Source organism: Sodalis sp. RH19 (assembly GCF_047324215.1).
Lineage (GTDB): Bacteria > Pseudomonadota > Gammaproteobacteria > Enterobacterales > Enterobacteriaceae > Acerihabitans.
This window is the reverse complement of record NZ_CP178734.1, coordinates 2,430,210-2,448,866: the sequence shown is the minus strand read 5'-3', so window position 1 is coordinate 2,448,866 and position 18,657 is coordinate 2,430,210. Positions and strand designations below refer to the sequence as shown.

The following is an 18,657-nucleotide window of genomic DNA, read 5'->3' as shown; positions in this document are numbered from 1 at the left end:
TGGCTTAAGATTTTTGTAGAAGGTTATCAACGATATCACTGTAAAAAGACATGGCGCCGGCGGCAAGGTGCTAAGCTTTTATTTGTTGCCTGCCAAGTCCCGCCTCTACTTGCCCGCCCCGGGGGCGGGAAGGCGGTGGTGGTTGGCTTTACGGAGCTTAAAAGGAACGTCTTGCCATGTCTTTAACTCTTTATCCCCGCCATGGTTTCATTACTGCGCCGTCAGGCGCTGGCACGCGATGCTGACGTCAGGAGAGACAGCGCCCGATCCCCTAAGCCGGTTCCAGCCCGCCACCCGGGACTGGTTCGCGGCCACCTTCGACGCGGCCACGCCCGCGCAGCAGGCGGCCTGGACGGCGATTGGCGCCGGCGACAGCACGCTGGTCATCGCTCCCACCGGTTCGGGCAAGACGCTGGCGGCCTTTCTGCACGCCATCGATGGATTGTTCCGGGAGCGCGAACGCGACCCCGGCCGCGCGCGCCAGACCGCCACCCGGGTGGTTTACATTTCGCCCATTAAGGCGCTGGGCGCCGATGTGCGGCGCAACCTGAGCGTGCCGTTGGATGGCGTCAGCGCCAGGCGCCGGCGGCGCGGCGATCCCGAGGTGACGCTGACGGTGGGTATGCGCACCGGCGACACGCCCGCCGCTGAACGCGCCGGCCTGCAAAGACGGCCGCCGGATATCCTGATCACCACGCCCGAGTCGCTGTATCTGATGCTCACCTCCAGGGCGCGCGAGACCTTGCGCGGCGTGACCACGGTGATTATCGACGAGATCCACGCGGTGGCCGGCGGCAAACGCGGTTCGCATCTGGCGCTGAGCCTGGAGCGCCTGGATGCTTTGCTGCCCGCGCCGGCGCAGCGTATCGGCCTGTCGGCGACGGTGCGCCCGGTGGAACGCGTGGCCCGTTTCCTGGGCGGCGCGCTGCCGGTGACGGTGGTTAACCCGCAGTCCAGGCGGCCCCTTGCGATGCGCATCGTGGTGCCGGTGGAGGATATGACCGCGATACCGGCGCGCGACGACGCCGCGCCGGAGATGCGGGCTACCGGGCGCGCGGGGTCGATCTGGCCGCATGTGGAAGCCAGCATCCTCGAGCAAATCCTCGCCTGCCGTTCCACCATTGTCTTTACCAATTCCCGCGGCCTGGCCGAGAAACTGACGGCCAGGCTCAATGAACGCTATGCCGAGCGCGCCGCCGCCTCGCCATTGCAGCAGGAGACGGCCGCGCATTACCTCTCAAATTCGGGCGGCACCGGCAAGCGCGCCGCCGGCGAACCGCCGACCGTCGCCCGGTCCCATCATGGCTCGGTGTCGAAAGAGCAGCGGGCGGAAATTGAAATGGCGCTTAAATCCGGCGAGCTGCGCTGCGTGGTCGCCACCTCCAGCCTGGAACTCGGTATCGACATGGGACTGGTGGATCAGGTTATCCAGGTCGGCGTGCCGCCAACGGTCGCCAGCGCGCTGCAGCGGGTGGGGCGCGCCGGCCATCAGGTGGGCGGCATTTCTTCCGGGGTGGTTTATCCGCGAACCCGACGTGATGTGATCGATGCCGCCGTGACGGTGGAGCGCATGCTGGCCGGACGGCTGGAATCCGTGGCGCCGCCGCGTAACCCGCTCGATGTGCTGGCGCAGCAGACCGTGGCCGCGGTGGCCATGGAACCGCTGAATATCGAGGAGTGGTTCCTGCGGGTGCGGCGCGCGGATCCGTTTCGCGCCCTGCCGCGCAGCGCCTTCGACGCCACCCTGGATATGCTGGCCGGCCGCTATCCGTCGGAGGCGTTCGGCGAGTTTCGACCGCGGCTGGTCTGGGATCGGGCGAGCGGTTTGCTTACCGCCCGCCCGGGGGCGCAGCAATTGGCGGTGATCAGCGGCGGCACCATTCCCGATCGCGGCATGTTCAGCGTCGTCTTGCCGCAAGGCGAGGAAAAAAGCGGCGCGCGTCGGGTCGGCGAGCTTGACGAGGAGATGGTCTACGAGTCGCGGGTCAACGATGTGATAACCCTGGGCGCCACCTCCTGGCGCATCCAGCAGATTACCCACGATCAGGTGGTGGTGGTCCCGGCGCCGGGCCGCTCCGCCCGCCTGCCGTTTTGGCACGGCGACAATGCCGGCCGGCCGGCCGAACTGGGGGAGGCCATCGGCGTCTTCCTGCGCGAGGCGGAGGCGGCGACGGCGGGCATCCGCGGCCCGTTGGCGCAGGACCACCCGCTGGCGGCGCGGCTTAAGGCCGCGGGTCTGGATGATAACGCCATCACTAATCTGGTCGAACTGGTGGCGGAGCAACGCGAGGCCACCGAGGTGCTGCCCACCGATCAAACGCTGGTGATTGAGCGCTGCCGCGACGAGAGCGGCGACTGGCGGGTCATGCTGCACTCGCCTTATGGCCAGCGCGTGCACGGCCCCTGGGCGCTGGCCATCGCCGCGCGCGTCCACCAGCGTTTAAAAGTCGATCCCGCCGTCGTCGCCAGCGACGACGGTATTATTGTCCGCATACCGGACAGCGTCGGCCGACTTCCCGGCGCGGAACTGTTTGTGTTCGATCCCCACACGCTGCCGCAAATCGTCACCGATGCGGTGGGACAGTCGGCGCTGTTTATCGCCCGCTTTCGCGAATGCGCGGCGCGCGCCTTGCTGCTGCCGCGTCGGCGCCCCGGCAAACGCTCGCCGTTGTGGCAGCAGCGCTTGCGCGCCGGTCAGCTGCTGGAAATTGCCCGGGAGCATGACGATTTTCCGCTGATCATCGAGACCGCCAGGGAATGTTTGCAGGACGTATATGATCTGGGGGCATTGCAGGCGCTGATGCAGCGCATCAATGACGGCGCGGTGCGCATGCGGGAGGTTACCACCGAGATCCCCTCGCCGTTTGCGGCTAATCTGCTGTTCGGCTATGTCATTGAGTTTATGTACCAGGGCGATGCGCCGCTGGCGGAACGACGGGCGTCCGTACTGTCGCTGGACAGCGGCCTGCTCGGCGAACTGCTGGGTCAGGTGGAGCTTGGCGAGCTGCTCGACCCCCGGGTGGTGGAACGGGTCGGTCAGGAATTGCAGCGCACCGCCGCCGCTCGGCGCGCAAAGGGCGCTGAAGGGGTGGCCGACCTGTTGCGCGAGCTCGGTCCCCTGTCGCGCCCGGAAATCGCCGCGCGCCTGGCCGATGGCGACGGTGCCGGCGATTATCTGGCGCAGCTGGCGGCGGCGGCGCGGATTATTCCCGTACGCATCGCGGGCGAGGCGCGCTGGGCCGGCATAGAAGATGCCGCCCGCCTGCGCGATGCGCTGGGGATAGCTTTACCGCCGGGCATTCCGGCCGCGTTTTTGCAGGCGGCCGGCGATCCCCTGCGCGAGTTGCTCAGCCGCTATGCGCGCACGCACGCGCCTTTTACCCCAGCGCAGGCGGCGGCGCACTTTGGGCTGGGCGTGGCCATTGTGAATGAGCAACTGGAGCGCCTGCGCGATCAGGGCAGGGTGTTACCCTGCAACGTCGCGGGCGGGCCCGGACCGGACACCGACACCGGCGCGCCCGCCGACGGCGGCCAGCAGCGCCGGTGGGTGTGGGATGAGGTATTCCGCCGTTTGCGGGCGCGCTCTTTGCAGGCGGCGCGCGAGGCGACCCGGCCGGTGCCGCGCGAGGCCGTGGTGCGGCTGGTGCTGGAGCGCCAGGGCGTACTGACCGACGCCGCCGCGCCGGCGTCGGATCCCGACCCGTCCGCCGCGCTCGGCGCATTTGAAGGCGTCGAGGGCGTCGCCCGGGTCATCGAGCAACTGGCGGGGGTCGCGTTGCCGGCTTCACTGTGGGAACGCCAGATTTTGCCCGCCAGGGTCCATGACTATCATCCGTCGATGCTGGATGAGCTGATTGCCGCCGGCGAGGTGGTTTGGGCCGGCCATGGCGCGCTTGGCGACGACGATGGACTGGTCTCCCTGCATCTGCGCGAAAACGCCGGCGCAACGCTGCCGCGGGTGAATGATGAGGCCGGCGCGTCAACCGCCTCCGCGCTGCAACAGTCCATTCTCGCCGTGCTGGCCGATGGCGGCGCCTATTTTGTCCGTCAGCTGGCGCCGCTCGTCCAGGCGCGCCTGGCGGCCGGGCCCGGCCAGGAGGCCGGGGCGGAAATAGCGCCCGCTGAAATGGCGGAAACCGTTTGGGATCTCGTCTGGCAAGGCCGCCTCACCAGCGACACCTGGTCGCCGCTGCGCGCGCTGACGGGGATACGCCCGCCCACCCGTTCGCGCCCGGCCCGCGTCCCCCGGCACCGGCGCCAGGTGGCGGGCTGGGTACCGGTGTGGGCGCCGGCCAAACCGGTATCGGCGCGGAACGCCCGGTTCGGCGATGCGGTCCTGGCCGGCCGCTGGTCATTGCTGGCCGGCGAGGCGGCCAGCCCGACCCTCAGGATGCTGACCCAGGTCGAGAATCTGTTCGACCGCTATGGCGTGGTAAGCCGCGGGGTGGCGATGGCCGAGCAGGTGCCGGGAGGCTTTCCCGCGCTGATGCCGGTGCTGCGGCGGATGGAAGAGGCGGGCCGCGTGCTGCGTGGGCGCTTTATCACCGGCCTGGGCGCCGCGCAGTTTGCCGATAAGGACTGTATTGAACGCCTGCGTGAATTGGCGCAAACGGATGCGGCGTCCGGCGAACCGGTGGCGCTGTCGGCCAGCGATCCGGCCAATCCCTTCGGCTGGCTGTTGCCCTGGCCGTCCAACCCGGCAGACCTGCGTCCGGCCCGGCGCGTCGGCGCCATAGTGGTGATCTGCAACGGCAGGCTGGCATACTATCTGGCGCAAAGCGGCCGCCAGCTGTTAACCTTTATCGATAACGACGACATCGGATGGCGGGCCGGTGGTTTGCGCGCGCTGGCCGCCGCGCTGCAGCGCGAGAAACGCCGCGTGTTTACGCTTGAGGATGTCGACGGCCGGCCGGCGCATGGCAGCCCGGTCGCGGACGCTTTGTCCGCGGCCGGATTCTCGCGCGTGCCCAAGGGATATGCCTGGTATGGGTGAACCGGGCGCGCGGGGAGGGCCACGGCGCGGTATAGCGCCTGTGGCACCCCAGCCCAGGTTCCGCAGGAAGGGTTGGCAAGGCTTACCGCACCCGACCTGGCCTTGCCATGCCGCCGCCCTGATTTACCGCCGCGCCAGTATCAGCCCGCCGGTATCCGCCGCTGCCCGGTATTCGCCATAATCCGCCAGGGCAAGGTGGCGAACCCGCATCGGATGGCGGTGCGTCGCCGTGATGACCACCACCCTGGCCCCCGCCGCTTCAGCCGCGGCAATCCCGGCCGGCGCGTCTTCGAACACCAGGCACCGGCCGGCGTCGACCCCCAGCCGATCGGCGGCCATCAGGTAGCAGTCAGGCGCGGGTTTGCCGCGGACCACGTCTTCGGCGCTTATCAGCAGCGCAGGCACCCTCAGTCCGGCGGCCCGCAGGCGGCGCAAGGCCAGTTCTCGCGGGGCGGATGTAACGATAGCCCAGCGGTCCGGTGGCAGCGCGGCCAGGAAATCCGGGGCATGGGCAATCGGGACGATGCCGTCGGTATCCTCGATCTCCGCCTGGGTGATTGCCCGGGCCTCGGCCTCGGGGTCTACGCCCGGCAGGTTCAGGCGGCGAATGGTTTCGACACTGCGCACCCCGTGGATGGTGGGCAGAAACGTCGCCACGTCCAGCCCGTGCCGCGCGGCCCAGCGCGACCAGACGCGTTCGGCCGAGGCAATGGAGTTGAGCAGGGTGCCGTCCATATCGAACAGGAAAGCGGCAAAGCGCTGGTCTGAGTACATAGTCTCTCCGGGATAGGTTTGCGGCGCCCCGCCTAGTGCGTTGTTTCGGGCGGGACAATCCGGGCGTATGCCAGTATCAACGACAGTCTCGGCAAGATCAACGGCCGCAATAGCCGACATGCCAGCGCCGCAATATCAGGCGGCCGTCTTTTACCTCATTCCCCCCCGGGCCCGTTAAATGGCGCGCGCAGGCGGTCAATCGGTGAAGTCGGTCGCTTGCGCCGTTCCCTGCCAGGCATCGATGTCTGCACGCACATCCTGCATCTTCTGCAATGCCAGTTCATTGGCGATGCCTTACGACGCACCCGTAATGAACCCTATTTTCTGAGTTGTTTTCATGATATGTCCCTTGATTAAGGTCATGGCCACCGCGCCGACGGGATAGCCTGCTTTGTCCATGCTGGACGTTTTGCGTGATATTCCGGATATCCCGCGCACCCCTTGCAACTGCGAAGGGTTGATAAATCAGTAGGGACTGGCCGTGGGTCGAACGACTATTTCGCTAACGTCGACATCGTCGGGCTGCGCGATCGCATAGGCTATGGCGCGCGCGACGGCATCCGGCGTTAATGCGATGCGGCGGAATTCGCGCATGGCGTTGCGGGCCGTTTCGTCGGAAATCTGGTCGGCCAGTTCCGATTCGACCACGCCCGGGCAGATAACCGTTACGCGGATCGCGTCGGACTCTTGGCGCAGGCCGTCGGAGATGGCGCGTACCGCGTATTTGGTTGCGCAGTACACCGCCGCCGTGGGCGATACCGACAGCCCGCCGATGGAAGACACGTTGATCACCTGGCCATGGCCCTGTTGCGTCATGACGGGCAGCACCGCCGCGATGCCGTGCAGGACGCCGCGGATATTCACGTCGATCATCCGATCCCACTCGTCCACCTTGCGCGCGGCCAGAGGCGAAAGCGGCATGACGCCCGCATTGTTGACGATGACGTCGATGCGGCCAAAGGTCTCTTGGGCAAACCTGGCAAAGTCATCGACGTCCTTTGCCGATGTGACGTCGAGCGCCCGAAAGCAGACCGAGCCGCCGCCGGCATGGATCTCCCCGGCCAGCGCGGCCAGCCGCTCCGTGCGGCGGGCGCCGATGACGAGCTGGTGTTTCTGGCTGGCGAGAAGCCGCGCGGTGGCCTCGCCGATGCCGCTGCTGGCGCCGGTAATAAGGATGACTTTGGATTCTGTAGCTACGGTCATAATGGCTGACTCCTTTTCAGTGGGTTATCTCGCGGCGCAGCACCATGCCGGCGTGGTATAAAACGCCGTCACGGAAGTCGCCGTCGGCGGAAAAGCCGGTATCGTCGCAATACAGGATATGATCGCCTTCAATGCGGTAGCTGCCCCGATAGGCGCTTTTGCGCGTGCCCCGGGCCTCGTCGTAGCGGCCGTTGGCAAGCAGCTCATGGCGAATGTAGCCATCGGCTGTCACCCAAACGCCGACGTACCTGTTGTGATTCATGACGGCTGCCTCCTGTGTCCTGGCAACAATAACGGGCCGAAGGCCTATAGTAGGAGTGGGGCGCCGTTGCGGGAATAGCCATGGCTATTGCATCATTGCCTATTCCTATTGCGCTGGTGATTTATTTCCCTTAAGGTTGGCGAAACGATGGCTGATTCCTCTGAACGGCCGCAACGGGAGACGATGGCATATGGCGGCAATCGAGGACACCACCACCCAGCGGATGTCGGCGCTGCTGACGCAATTGGCGCCCAATGAGGGCTACACGCTGTCCGCGCTGGATGCCGTTCGCTTTATGCGCTCGGACCGGCCTTTGGGACGAACGCCCGTTTTATATGAACCGAGCATCGTGATTGTTTGCCAGGGACGTAAGCGCGGCTTTCTTGGCAGCGATGTTTATGTTTATGACGCCCAGCATTACCTGGTATTGTCGGTGCCCTTGCCCTTTTCCACCCAAACCGAGGCGAGCGCATCCGAACCGATGCTGGCCGTCGCCATAAGCTTAGATCTGACGCAAGTGGCCGATTTGATGTTGCAAATAAATCATTTGGGCCCACAGGCCGTGCCCGGCATACCCTTGGGTATCGCCTCAACCCCGCTGAGCGGCGCATTGGCCGATGCCATGCTGCGATTGCTTGAAATCATGACCTGTCCGCGCGACGCGCACATATTGGGCCCCGCGGTGGTGAGGGAGATTTATTACCGCGTACTGGTCGGGGAACAAGGGGGCGCCATGCGGGCGGCTTTGGCGCATCAGGGCCAGTTCGGCCGCGTTGCCAAGGCATTGCGCCGGATCCATGCCGATTATGCGCAGTCATTGGATGTCGCGCATTTAGCCGGCGAAGCCGGCATGAGCGTGCCTGCCTTTCATGCCCATTTCAAGACGGTGACCCAAACATCGCCCATCCAGTACATCAAGTCGACGCGATTGCACCAGGCCCGGCTACTGATGATCCGTGATGGCCTGACCGCGGCATCCGCTTCGTCCCGGGTCGGCTATGACAGCCCCTCGCAGTTCAGTCGCGAATTCAAGCGATTCTTTGGCCGCAGCCCCATGGAAGAGGTTCGCGATATGAAGGCGTCGTTTTCGTTGTCCCCCGCAAAGCCCCTTTCCGAGTTTACCCTGGCGCACTGAGCGCCGTTCCCGACGTCCAGCAATACCCTGACGCATCCACACGACTGGCGGCGATTCGGTTAGCCGGTTTCCGGTTAACCTTTACCGGATTTGTACTTTTGCATCCGTCCATGCCTTGGTTAGAGTTATACCTCTGTTTAGTTATTGGATAGTCAGGTAAAAGTTAATGGATGCCTTAATTCCGGTAGTGGATCACGCGGTGATTAACGTCGCGGGCAAGCTTGATGAAACGCAGCGATTATTTACGCTTTTAGGGTTCCAGTTGACGCCGCGCGGTCACCATTCCCTGGGCTCCAGCAACCATCTGGCCATTTTTGGCGAAAACTATTTTGAGCTGCTGGGGTTTGAGGCGGGCAACGCCGATAAACGCCAGGACCTGTGGAACGCGCCCCTCGGGCTCACCGGCCTGGTGTGGAAAACCACTGACGCCGATGCGGTCTACCGCCATCTGCAATCCGTCGGTCTGGCCGGCGATCCCCCCGCCTCATTTTTCCGTCCCGTGACGCTGCCCGACGGCAGCCGGCCTGAAGCCCGTTTTCGTACCGTCAGGCTGGCCGCCGGGCGGATAAAAAACGGCCGCAGTTTTTTTTGCCAGCATGAAACGCCGGAACTGGTCTGGCGCGCCCCATGGCGCCGGCATCCCAACGGCGTCGTCGATATCAGCGCCTTTGTGATTGCCGCGGCCGACCCCGCGGCGGTGGCCGGCCTTTACGGCACGCTGTTTGGTCATAAGGCTATTCATGACGACGGCCAGGGCGGCTATTGGCTGCAGGCGGACAAAACCCGGGTGCGATTTATCACCCCGCAGCGGGCCGCCGGGCTGTATGGGCCGGTCCCGGCAGGCGAAAACGGCGCCGAGCGCATGGTGGCGCTGGAATTTGCGGTCTCGTCGCTGAGCGCCACCACCGACTATTTTCAGCGCAGCGGCATCCAGACCTTATCCCCGGCGCCGGATACCTTGCTGGTTAGCGCCGACCGCGCCTTCAATGTCGCCCTGCTGTTCGCAGCCTCTTGATTTTCTTTATTTTAAGGTCCGTTAAGCATGAAAGCCATCGTATTACGTGAACATGGCGGTAACGAGAAGCTGCGGTTGGAAAACGCTTTTCCCGATCCCATCGCCGGCAGGGGGGATGTGGTGCTGCGCGTGCGCGCCTCCTCACTCAATTACCATGATGTGTTTACCCGGCGCGGCATGCCGGGCATTACGCTGCCCCTGCCGCTGATTATCGGCCTGGATGTGGCCGGCGAGATCGTCGCCCTGGGCGAAGGGGTGACCGGTTGGCATATCGGCGACCGCGTGGTGGTGGACCCGATAAACCGGGTGGACGGCGGGCTGGTGGGCGAGACCACCCACGGCGGCCTGGCCGAACTATGCCGGGTGCCGGCCCATCAGCTGATCGCTTTGCCCGATGAAATCAGCTTCGCGGAAGCGGCGGCGCTGCCGGTGGCCTACGGCACCGCCCGGCGCATGATGGTGACTATCGGCCAGATACAGGCCGGGGAAAAGGTCTTGATCCTCGGCGCCAGCGGCGGCGTCGGGGTCTGTTGCGTGCAACTGGCGAAGCTGGCCGGCGCGCAGGTGATTGCCTGCGCCGGCAGCGAGGAGAAAGCCGAACGCCTGCGCGCCGTCGGCGCCGACCATATCATCCGCTACACCGAACAGGACTTTGCCAAAGAAGTGTTCCAGCGCTTCGGCAAGCCCGCGCGGTCGCGCCACGCCGCCGTGCCGGGCGGCGTGGATGTGGTGGTCAATTTTACCGGCGGCGATACCTGGGTTAAATCCCTGCGCTGCCTGCGCGTGGGGGGGCGGCTGCTGACCTGCGGCGCCACCGCCGGTTTTAATCCCGTCGAGGATTTGCGCTACATCTGGACCTATGAATTGCAGATCCGCGGCGCCAATGGCTGGGAGCGCGATGACCTGCATCAGTTGCTGGATCAGGTGCGCGACAAACGGCTTAACGTCCTGATCGATCGCCAATGGCCGCTGGAGCAGGGCGCGCAGGCGCTGGCCTCGCTGGAGCAACGCCAGGTGATCGGCAAGGTGGTGGTGGTATGAGCGCGCGGCTGAGCAAAACGCAAATCGAGGAAAAGTTCCGATTATCGCCGTTTATCGCCTGGCTGCAGCTGCGCGTGGAGGCGGTGGATTACGATCAGCAGACCCTGACGGTAACGGTGCCGATGCGGGCGGAGTTCGAGCGCAGCGCCGGCAGCGGCCAGTGGCATGGCGGACCGCTGGCCTCGATTATCGATACCGTCGGCGACTTCGCGCTGGCGATGATGGTCGGAACCGGTTTGCCCACCATCAATTTTCGTGTCGATTACCTGCGCCCGGCGGTGAATACCTCCCTGCGGGTGGTGGCCCGCGTCAGGCGCTCAGGCCGTACCGTCGGCGTCGCCGACGTGGACGTATTTAACGGACAACAACAATTACTGGCTATCGGCCGCGCAAGCTACGCCACCGGCGTTGCACAACCGGGAGTTTCATCATGAACGGACATTTTTCACGGCGTAAATTCCTCGGCATCCTGGGGGTGGGGGGATCGCTTGCGGCGTTGTCCAGCGGCATCCCCGGCCTGGGGCTGGCGACCAACGCCAGCGCCGCCGAGGTGGCGGGCGGCGCGGCGCGCCGCGGCGGTACCCTGGTCATCTCCTGGGGGGGACTTGAGCCTCAGGCGCTGTTTGTGCCGGGCGGCGGCGGTTCGTCGCCTTTCCAGACGTCAACCAAAATACTGGAGCGTTTGCTGAAGCTCGACAATACGCTGCATTTTCAGCCGGCGCTGGCCGAATCGGTGGTGCCTGCCGCCGACTATAAAAGTTATGACATCACCCTGCGCCAGGGAGTGAAATGGCATGACGGCGCCGATTTTACCGCGGACGACGTCGTCTACAACGTTGTCGAGCATTGGAAGGCCATTTCAGCCGGTATCGCCCTGAAAGCCCTGAACGCCGCCACCGTCCTGGATGCCCATCACGTACGGCTGAGTTTTGATCATCCGGTCCCTGAATTTTTCCTCAAATCCATACTGGCGGGCCAATACCAACTGCTGCTGCCGAAACATTTATACGCGGGCAGGGACATTCTGACCCATCCGCTGAATAACCAGCCGGTCGGCACCGGCCCATGGATTTTCGATAAATGGACGCGCGGCAGCTATGTGCAATACCGCCGCAACGATAGCTATTGGTCGCCCGGCCAGCCCTATCTCGACAAACTGCTGGTCAGGTGGTGGAGCGACGCGGCGTCGCGTACCGCCGCCCTGGAAACCGGGGAACTGGGACTCGGCTATTCGAACCCCGTGCCCGCCAGGGAAATCGACCGCTTGCTGAAAACCGGCCAGGTGGTGCTTGATACCAGCGGGTATGAAAACAGCGCCTGGACGGTAACGGTGGAGTTTAACCAGCGGCGCGAGGTGGTTAAGCGCCGTGAAGTGCGCCAGGCGATCCTGCATGGCATCGACCGTGATTTCATCGTCAACACGATCTATTTTGGTCGGGGGAAACCGGCGGTGGCGCCGATTTTCAGCAGCAACAGCCTGTTTTTCACCGACGACGTGCCCCGCTATGAATTTGACGTTAAAAAAGCGGCCGCCCTGCTGGATGCCGCCGGCCTGCCGGTGAAAAACGGCAGCCGGTTTACCGTCAACCTGCTGGCGGCGGCCTGGTTCGAGGAGAACGCCAAGCTGGGCCAATACCTGAAACAGGCCCTGGAAGATCTCAATATCACCGTGCGGCTCGATTCGGTGGATCGCGCCACGGCGCTGAAACGCATTTACAGCGATTACGATTATGATATCGCTATTTCCAACTTTACCGCCCCGCTGGAGCCGGTACCGACGGTAACCCAGTTTTTTACCAGCGACGGCATCGTTAAAGGCGCCGCTTTCCGCAACGCCACCGGCTATAGCAATCCGGCGATGGACGACTTGGTAAGCGCTATCACAGTGGAGGTGGACGAGGCCAAACGCCGCGCATTGATCCAGCAATTTTCCCGGCTGGCCAGCACCGACGTGCCCATCGTGCCTCTGGTGGAAATGCAGTCCTACACCCTGGCGCGCGCCAACGTCCGCAACTTCACCACTGATGCCAATGTCCAGGGCACGTCCCTGAACGACGTCTGGCTGGCGAGGTAGCGGCATGATGCGCATTATTCTGCGCCGCCTGTTGCAAGCGGTGCCGCTGCTGCTCGGGGTGGTCATCATCAATTTCGTATTGATGAAATGCGTGCCCGGCAGCCTGCTGGACGTGATGACCGCAGAACAGCAGGTTACCGACCCGGCGATGATCGAGCGGCTGCGCGCGTTATACGGGCTGGATCAGCCGGCCTGGCTGCAGTTGCTGAAGTATATCGGCGCGGTGGCCCGGCTGGATCTGGGTTTTTCCTACCGGCACAACCTGCCGGTGCTGGACGTCATCTTATCGCACCTGCCCGCCACGTTGCTGCTGATGCTGGCAAGCATCGCGGTGGCCCTACTGGTGGGCGTCGGCGCCGGCGTGCTGGCCGCCATAAAAGTCAACAGCGCCTGGGACACACTGATATCGGCGCTGGCGGTGCTGTGTTTCGCCGCGCCGGGTTTCTGGCTCGGCATCATGATGATTATTCTGTTCTCGGTAAAACTCGGCTGGTTTCCGGTGGGCGGGATGGAAACCATCGGCGCCGATGAGCGGCCCTGGGGACGGGTGGCGGATATCGTCCATCATCTGGTGCTGCCGGCGCTGACCCTGGGCCTGTTTTATGCCGCGACCTACGCGCGGGTGATGCGCGCCTCGATGCTGGAAATCGCCCAGCTGGATTTTGTGCGCGCCGCCAGGGCCAGGGGCCTGAGCCGGCTGCGGGTAATAACCGGGCATATGATGCGCAATGCCCTGTTGCCGGTGGTAACCCTGTTCGGCCTGCAACTGGGCACCGTGCTGGGCGGCAGCGTCGTGGTGGAATCCGTGTTCAGCTGGCCCGGCATCGGCCAGGTCCTGTTCGACAGCGTGATGAGCCGCAATTTTCCCGTGGTGATGGGGGTGCTGGTGCTTAGCTCGCTGGTGGTGATCGTGGTGAATATCCTGGTGGACGTGGCGTATTCCCGCCTGGACCCGCGGATTGGGAGCTGAAATATGTCTGTAGTCGTCCCCCTGTTGCCCGCCGCCGCGCCGCGCCTGGCGCTGCTGCGCCGGTTTTGCCGCCATCGCGGCGCGGTATGCGGCGCGCTGATTGTGTTGGTCATCGCCGCCGCCGCGCTGCTGGCGGGCTGGCTTTATCCCGTCGACCCGTTGCGCATTGTGGCCATGCCGGAGATTTGGCCCTTTACCGATTGGCGCTATCCGCTGGGCACCGACTCCCTGGGTCGCGACATCACGGCGCTTATCGTCCACGGCGCGCGCGCCACCCTGCTTATCGGGTTGGTGGCCAGCCTGGTGGCCACCACGCTCGGCGTGGCCGTGGGAGCCGCCGCCGCCTGGTTTGGCGGCTGGATCGACGAAGTGCTGATGCGCATCGCCGAGCTGTTCCAGATCATTCCCAACGTGGTGTTTGTGCTGACCGTGGTGGCGGTGCTGGGCCCGCGGATAGAAAACATTATTATCGCCGTCGGCCTGGTTTCCTGGCAGCCCATCGCCCGGCTGACCCGGGCCGAATTCCTGTCCTTCAAGGATCGCGAGTTCGTGCTCGCGTGCCGGGCCTGCGGCATGGGCAATCTGCGCATCGCCCTGGGCGAAATCCTGCCCAATGTCATGCCGCCGGTGATCGTGCTGTCGTCGCTGGTGGTTGCCGGGGCGATCTTGTACGAATCCGTTATCTCCTTCCTCGGCCTTGGCGATCCCAATCTGGCCAGTTGGGGCCGGCTGGTGGGGGAAGGGCGCACGCTTATCCGCTCCTCTTGGTATATCTGCGCGGTGCCGGGCGTGGCGATTATGCTGGCGGTGCTGGCGCTGAACCTGATTGGCGACGGGCTGAACGATGCCCTGAACCCGAAGCTCAGGGATCGCCTATGAGCAGCGTGCTGGAGGTCAGCGACCTGCGCGTCGAACTGCGCGGGCGCCAGGGCAGCGTGACCGCGCTGGACGGTATCTCCCTGGCCCTCGCGGCTGGCGAAACCCTGGCGGTGGTGGGCGAGTCGGGCTGCGGAAAATCCCTTACCGCGCTGGCGCTGATGGGGCTGCTGCCCACCCCCCCGGCGCATTTGAGCGGCGGAGAAATACGGTTTGAAGGACAAAATCTGGTGGCGCTGGGCGAAAGGCGGATGCGGCAACTGCGCGGCAATCGGCTGGCGATGATTTTTCAGGACCCGATGAGCTCGCTTAATCCGGTGAAAACCGTCGGCGATCAGCTGGGCGAGGTCTTGCGGGTGCATTTAGGTCTGTCGCGGCGCGAAGCCTGGCGCCGCGGCGTCGCCCTGTTGGAGCAGGTACATATTCCCGACCCGGCCAGGCGCATGGATGAATATCCGCATCGATTATCGGGCGGCATGGCGCAGCGGGTCATGATCGCCATGGCCATCGCCTGCAAGCCGGCGGTATTGATCGCCGACGAACCCACAACCGCCCTGGATGTGACCATACAGGCGCAAATACTGGCGCTGCTGCGGGAGCTGCAGGCGGATACCGGCATGGCGCTAATGCTTATCACCCACGATTTGGGCGTGGTCGCGGCCATGGCCCAGCGTGTGGCGGTGATGTATGCCGGCAAAATCGTCGAGGAAGCGCCGGTGCTGGAACTGTTCGACTATCCGCTGCATCCCTATACGCAGGGACTCTTGCGCGCCACGCCGACCCCGGGACGGCCGGATGAGCGGCTGGTGGATATCCCGGGACGGGTGCCGGCCCTGGCGGAATTACCCGCGGGCTGCGCTTTTGCGGCGCGCTGCCGGCAGGCAACGCCCGCGTGCGCCCTGCAGCGGCCGGAGCTGACGCCTCTGCGTCCGGCGCACCGGGCCGCCTGCCTGGTGGCGCAGGCGCAGGCGCAGCCCGCGCCGCTACGCTGGGTCAACGGAGGCCGGCACTGATGAAACCATTGCTTAGCGTAAACAATCTGCAGGTTGGTTATCCCACCCGCGACGGGCGGGTATTCGCCCTGTCTGGGGTGGATCTGACCCTCAGCCGCGGTGAAACCGTCGGGCTGGTGGGGGAGTCGGGCTGCGGCAAATCCACCCTGGGCAAGGCGGTGATGCGGTTAATTCCCAGTACCGGCGGCAGCATACATATCGGTGATGCCGACATTACCCATTTAAGCCGCAAAGCCTTGCTACCCTATCGGGCGGATATGCAGATGATGTTCCAGGACCCGCAGGGGTCGCTTAATCCGCGCCAAAGCGTGGGAAAAAGCATCGGCCGGCCGCTTGAGGCGGCGGGCTGGCAGGGGGCGGCAATCCGGCGGCGGGTCGGCGAGCTGCTGGAACTGGTGGGATTGCCCGCGGCGGCGTCCTCACGGTTTCCCCATGAGTTTTCCGGCGGCCAGCGTCAGCGCATCGGCATTGCCCGGGCGTTAATCCTGGAGCCTAAGGTTATCATCTGTGATGAGCCGGTCTCCGCCCTGGACGTATCGGTGCGGGCGCAGGTGATTAACCTGATGCGCGATATCCAGCAGCGCACCGGCGTGGCCTACCTGTTCATTTCCCACGATCTTTCCGTAGTGGAATATATCGCCGACCGGCTGCTGGTCATGTACCTGGGACGCATCGTTGAGAGCGGTCCCACGCGCCAGGTGTGGGCCAAACCCGCCCATCCTTATACTTCCGCGCTGCTGGCGGCGGCGCCGGTGGCGGATCCCCGCGCAGCGCGCGGCCGCAACCTGCTGACGGGCGAATTGCCCAGCCCAATTTCCCCGCCGCCCGGCTGCCCGTTTCACACCCGCTGCCCGCGCGCCAAAGAACGTTGCCGGGTGGAGCGTCCGTCGCTGCGCGCCGGCGGCGACCAACGACAGGTCGCCTGCCATTTTCCCTTATTTGACGTTGACGCCGCGCAATTACCGCCACCGGCGTTATAAAGGAGTCGCTATGCCGTTTCATCACCACAACCTGGGCGATCTGATCGTCCGCCGCGGGGATTTACAGCGTGATGCGCTGATTGACCTGGGCGATCCCGCCCGCCCGCGCCATTGGAGCCATCGGCAGATTGATGAGCTGGCCGGCGGCGTCGCCCGCTACCTGAGCGATCTTGGCCTGCCCCGGGGCAGTACCGTCGCCATCGCCTCGCTTAACAGCGCGCAATACATTGCCGCGTATTTCGGCATTATGCGGGCGGGGCTGGTCGCGGTGCCGCTCAATATCAAAGTACCGATCGAGACGCTGGAATACCTGGTGGCCGACGCGCAAATTCGCCTGGCGTTTGTGGACGAGGCGCGTTACGCGCTTTTAAAAGGCAAACTGCCGCTGGTGAACTTTGACGGCGACGGCGAGGACGCTTTCCGGCGGCGTATCAAGCCGCAGGCTTTCGACACCGTGCAACCCCTGCCGGGGGAGGTGGCGATGATTCTTTACACCTCCGGCTCCACCGGCCGGCCGAAAGGCGTGCCGCTGACCCACCAGGGGCAGCTGTGGGCGCTGGAGGCCACCCGCAGCGGCGGCGTGGAGCCGGACGCGCCGCAGGCGCGTTACCTGTTGGCGCAGCCCTTGTTTCATATGAACGGCTTATTTCTCACCAAACGGGTCTTTGCGGTTAACGGCTTGCTGGTGGTGCTGCCGGCATTCGACGCCCAGCGCTATGCCGCCGCCCTTGCCGATTACCGTATCAATATCGTCACCGCCGTGCCGACCATGTTCGCCCGGCTGTTGCGCGATCCGCGCCTGCTGGCCGGGCGGGATTACTCCGCCCTCAACCGCCTGATGCTCGGGTCCGCCCCCATGTCGCTCTCGTTGCTCAACCGTATCCAGCAGGCGTTTCCCACGGCGACCATCACCCACGGTTATGGCACCACCGAGGCGGGGCCGGCGGTGTTCGGTCCTCATCCCGACGGGTTGCCCACTCCGCCGCTGGCGCTGGGATACCCGCTTGCGGCGGGAGAAGTGAAGCTGGTGGACGGGGAAACGGAAAACGACGGCGTGCTCTGCATGCGCAACCCGGCGGTGACCCCGGGTTATCTCGGCCTGCCGGAAAAAAGCAGCCAGGTGTTTCGCGGGGGCTGGTATTACAGCGGTGATGTCATGCGACGCGATGAACAGGGATTTTATTATTTTACCGGCCGCGCGGATGATATGTTTGTCTGCTCCGGCGAGAATATTTTTCCGGTGGAGGTGGAGAAAACGCTTGAGTCCCATCCCCATGTGCGTCAGGTCTGCGTGGTACCGCTGCCCGATGAGGAGCGCAGTCAGGTGCCGGTGGCGTTTGTGGTGCTACAGCCCGACAGCGCCCTGAGCCCGGATGCCTTAAAGCAGTATGCCCTCGCGCACGGCCCGGCCTACCAGCATCCGCGGCGTATCGCCTTCCTGGCCGAATTGCCCTGGGCGGGCACCAATAAAGTGGACCGCCATGCGCTGACGCAACTGGCGCGCCTGCTGGAGGCGCGCCAGGGGTGGGATAACCCCCTGGCAGCGACGGAGCCGGACCATGCCTAAAATAGCCCTGGTCACCGGCGCCAGCCGCGGTATCGGCCGGTCCATTGCGCTGGCGCTGGCCCGACAGGGCGTGGCGGTGGCCGTGCATTATCGCCGTGCGCGGGAGGACGCGGCGCGCGTGGCCGATGACATTGAACGGGCGGGCGGCCGCGCCTTTATCCTGCAGGCGTCGCTGGAAGAGAGCACGGGCGCGCAGCTGCTGATGGACCGCCTGCAGGCTGAGTTGACCCGGCTTTTCGGCGCGCCGCGGTTTGATATCCTGGTCAATAACGCCGGGCAGGGCGGACGGGCGGCTATCGCGGAAGTCACGCCGCAGCGGCTGGCCGATACGCTGCAGGTCAATTTTATTTCGCCGTTTTTCATTATCCAGCGCGCCATCCCGCTGCTGCGGGACGGCGGGCGGATAATCAATATTTCCTCCATGAGTACCCGGGCCGCTTTCCCGGAAATGGCGGCCTATGCGCCCGCAAAAGCGGCGCTGGAAAGCCTCGGCGTGTTGCTGGCGGCTGAGTTGGGAAGCCGGGCCATCACGGTGAATGCCGTATTGCCGGGCGCGACCGCCACGGCGATGAACCCACGCGCCGCCGATCCGCAGTCCGCGGCGGTGATCAGCCAAAGCGTGGCGCTGGGCCGGGTGGGCCAGCCGGAAGATATCGCGGAAGTGGTGGCGTTTCTGGCCGGCGAGGGCGGCCGCTGGATAACCGGGCAGCGCATCGACGCCAGCGGAGGCCAGCGATTGTAGCCGGCCCCCGGC

General features: G+C 64.8%; 15 protein-coding genes. 12 read left to right on the top strand and 3 right to left on the bottom strand.

Annotated elements, in window-relative coordinates:
* Positions 1-238 precede the first annotated feature (238 nt).
* Positions 239-4,993: an ATP-dependent helicase gene (locus tag ACL2XF_RS11040; RefSeq protein WP_413728595.1), complete on the top strand. Its 4,755-nt coding sequence runs from the start codon at positions 239-241 to the stop codon at positions 4,991-4,993.
* Positions 4,994-5,116: 123 nt separating this feature from the next.
* Here ACL2XF_RS11040 and ACL2XF_RS11035 read toward each other — a convergent pair whose 3' ends face one another.
* The 3 genes from ACL2XF_RS11035 to ACL2XF_RS11025 form a co-directional block, all read right to left on the bottom strand.
* Positions 5,117-5,767, bottom strand: a complete 651-nt coding sequence (locus ACL2XF_RS11035) for an HAD-IA family hydrolase (RefSeq protein WP_413728594.1) — start codon at positions 5,765-5,767, stop codon at positions 5,117-5,119.
* A 465-nt stretch (positions 5,768-6,232) separates the two neighbouring features.
* Positions 6,233-6,970: an SDR family oxidoreductase gene (locus tag ACL2XF_RS11030; protein WP_413728593.1), complete on the bottom strand. Its 738-nt coding sequence runs from the start codon at positions 6,968-6,970 to the stop codon at positions 6,233-6,235.
* Positions 6,971-6,986: 16 nt separating this feature from the next.
* Positions 6,987-7,232, bottom strand: a complete 246-nt coding sequence (locus tag ACL2XF_RS11025) for an Atu4866 domain-containing protein (RefSeq protein WP_410015565.1) — start codon at positions 7,230-7,232, stop codon at positions 6,987-6,989.
* A gap of 190 nt (positions 7,233-7,422) precedes the next feature.
* Between ACL2XF_RS11025 and ACL2XF_RS11020 the strand changes: the two genes are divergently transcribed.
* The 11 genes from ACL2XF_RS11020 (at position 7,423) to ACL2XF_RS10970 (ending at position 18,645) form a co-directional block, all read left to right on the top strand.
* Positions 7,423-8,367 carry an AraC family transcriptional regulator gene (locus ACL2XF_RS11020; protein WP_413728592.1) on the top strand — a complete coding sequence of 315 codons (945 nt, stop codon included), beginning with the start codon at positions 7,423-7,425 and terminating at the stop codon, positions 8,365-8,367.
* Positions 8,368-8,533: 166 nt separating this feature from the next.
* Positions 8,534-9,382, top strand: a complete 849-nt coding sequence (locus ACL2XF_RS11015) for a VOC family protein (protein WP_413728591.1) — start codon at positions 8,534-8,536, stop codon at positions 9,380-9,382.
* A 27-nt stretch (positions 9,383-9,409) separates the two neighbouring features.
* Positions 9,410-10,423, top strand: coding sequence for a zinc-binding dehydrogenase (locus ACL2XF_RS11010; protein ID WP_410015562.1), 1,014 nt, complete (start codon positions 9,410-9,412; stop codon positions 10,421-10,423).
* A complete protein-coding gene (locus tag ACL2XF_RS11005; RefSeq protein WP_410015561.1) occupies positions 10,420-10,857 on the top strand; it encodes a PaaI family thioesterase in 438 nt (145 codons plus the stop codon). The genes ACL2XF_RS11010 and ACL2XF_RS11005 overlap by 4 nt, the downstream gene beginning before the upstream one ends.
* A complete protein-coding gene (locus ACL2XF_RS11000; RefSeq protein ID WP_413728590.1) occupies positions 10,854-12,497 on the top strand; it encodes an ABC transporter substrate-binding protein in 1,644 nt (547 codons plus the stop codon). Before ACL2XF_RS11005 ends, ACL2XF_RS11000 begins: the two co-directional genes overlap by 4 nt.
* Positions 12,498-12,501: 4 nt before the next feature.
* A complete protein-coding gene (locus ACL2XF_RS10995) occupies positions 12,502-13,467 on the top strand; it encodes an ABC transporter permease (protein ID WP_410015559.1) in 966 nt (321 codons plus the stop codon).
* A gap of 3 nt (positions 13,468-13,470) precedes the next feature.
* Complete coding sequence (locus ACL2XF_RS10990) at positions 13,471-14,346, top strand: ABC transporter permease (RefSeq protein WP_410015558.1); 876 nt, start codon at positions 13,471-13,473, stop codon at positions 14,344-14,346.
* Positions 14,343-15,356, top strand: a complete 1,014-nt coding sequence (locus ACL2XF_RS10985) for an ABC transporter ATP-binding protein (RefSeq protein ID WP_410015557.1) — start codon at positions 14,343-14,345, stop codon at positions 15,354-15,356. Before ACL2XF_RS10990 ends, ACL2XF_RS10985 begins: the two co-directional genes overlap by 4 nt.
* Positions 15,356-16,336 carry an ABC transporter ATP-binding protein gene (locus ACL2XF_RS10980; protein WP_413728589.1) on the top strand — a complete coding sequence of 327 codons (981 nt, stop codon included), beginning with the start codon at positions 15,356-15,358 and terminating at the stop codon, positions 16,334-16,336. Before ACL2XF_RS10985 ends, ACL2XF_RS10980 begins: the two co-directional genes overlap by 1 nt.
* Positions 16,337-16,346: 10 nt before the next feature.
* A complete protein-coding gene (locus tag ACL2XF_RS10975; protein WP_410015555.1) occupies positions 16,347-17,903 on the top strand; it encodes a class I adenylate-forming enzyme family protein in 1,557 nt (518 codons plus the stop codon).
* On the top strand, positions 17,896-18,645 hold the full coding sequence (locus ACL2XF_RS10970; protein ID WP_413728588.1) for an SDR family oxidoreductase: 750 nt from the start codon (positions 17,896-17,898) through the stop codon (positions 18,643-18,645). The genes ACL2XF_RS10975 and ACL2XF_RS10970 overlap by 8 nt, the downstream gene beginning before the upstream one ends.
* Positions 18,646-18,657: the final 12 nt, after the last annotated feature.

What these genes read in the sequence shown, in the direction of transcription:
- ACL2XF_RS11040 (WP_413728595.1), top strand. Translation starts at nt 239, where the DNA reads ATGCTGACGTCAGGAGAGACAGCGCCCGATCCCCTAAGCCGGTTCCAG.
- ACL2XF_RS11035 (WP_413728594.1), bottom strand. Translation starts at nt 5,767, where the DNA reads ATGTACTCAGACCAGCGCTTTGCCGCTTTCCTGTTCGATATGGACGGC.
- ACL2XF_RS11030 (WP_413728593.1), bottom strand. Translation starts at nt 6,970, where the DNA reads ATGACCGTAGCTACAGAATCCAAAGTCATCCTTATTACCGGCGCCAGC.
- ACL2XF_RS11025 (WP_410015565.1), bottom strand. Translation starts at nt 7,232, where the DNA reads ATGAATCACAACAGGTACGTCGGCGTTTGGGTGACAGCCGATGGCTAC.
- ACL2XF_RS11020 (WP_413728592.1), top strand. Translation starts at nt 7,423, where the DNA reads ATGGCGGCAATCGAGGACACCACCACCCAGCGGATGTCGGCGCTGCTG.
- ACL2XF_RS11015 (WP_413728591.1), top strand. Translation starts at nt 8,534, where the DNA reads ATGGATGCCTTAATTCCGGTAGTGGATCACGCGGTGATTAACGTCGCG.
- ACL2XF_RS11010 (WP_410015562.1), top strand. Translation starts at nt 9,410, where the DNA reads ATGAAAGCCATCGTATTACGTGAACATGGCGGTAACGAGAAGCTGCGG.
- ACL2XF_RS11005 (WP_410015561.1), top strand. Translation starts at nt 10,420, where the DNA reads ATGAGCGCGCGGCTGAGCAAAACGCAAATCGAGGAAAAGTTCCGATTA.
- ACL2XF_RS11000 (WP_413728590.1), top strand. Translation starts at nt 10,854, where the DNA reads ATGAACGGACATTTTTCACGGCGTAAATTCCTCGGCATCCTGGGGGTG.
- ACL2XF_RS10995 (WP_410015559.1), top strand. Translation starts at nt 12,502, where the DNA reads ATGATGCGCATTATTCTGCGCCGCCTGTTGCAAGCGGTGCCGCTGCTG.
- ACL2XF_RS10990 (WP_410015558.1), top strand. Translation starts at nt 13,471, where the DNA reads ATGTCTGTAGTCGTCCCCCTGTTGCCCGCCGCCGCGCCGCGCCTGGCG.
- ACL2XF_RS10985 (WP_410015557.1), top strand. Translation starts at nt 14,343, where the DNA reads ATGAGCAGCGTGCTGGAGGTCAGCGACCTGCGCGTCGAACTGCGCGGG.
- ACL2XF_RS10980 (WP_413728589.1), top strand. Translation starts at nt 15,356, where the DNA reads ATGAAACCATTGCTTAGCGTAAACAATCTGCAGGTTGGTTATCCCACC.
- ACL2XF_RS10975 (WP_410015555.1), top strand. Translation starts at nt 16,347, where the DNA reads ATGCCGTTTCATCACCACAACCTGGGCGATCTGATCGTCCGCCGCGGG.
- ACL2XF_RS10970 (WP_413728588.1), top strand. Translation starts at nt 17,896, where the DNA reads ATGCCTAAAATAGCCCTGGTCACCGGCGCCAGCCGCGGTATCGGCCGG.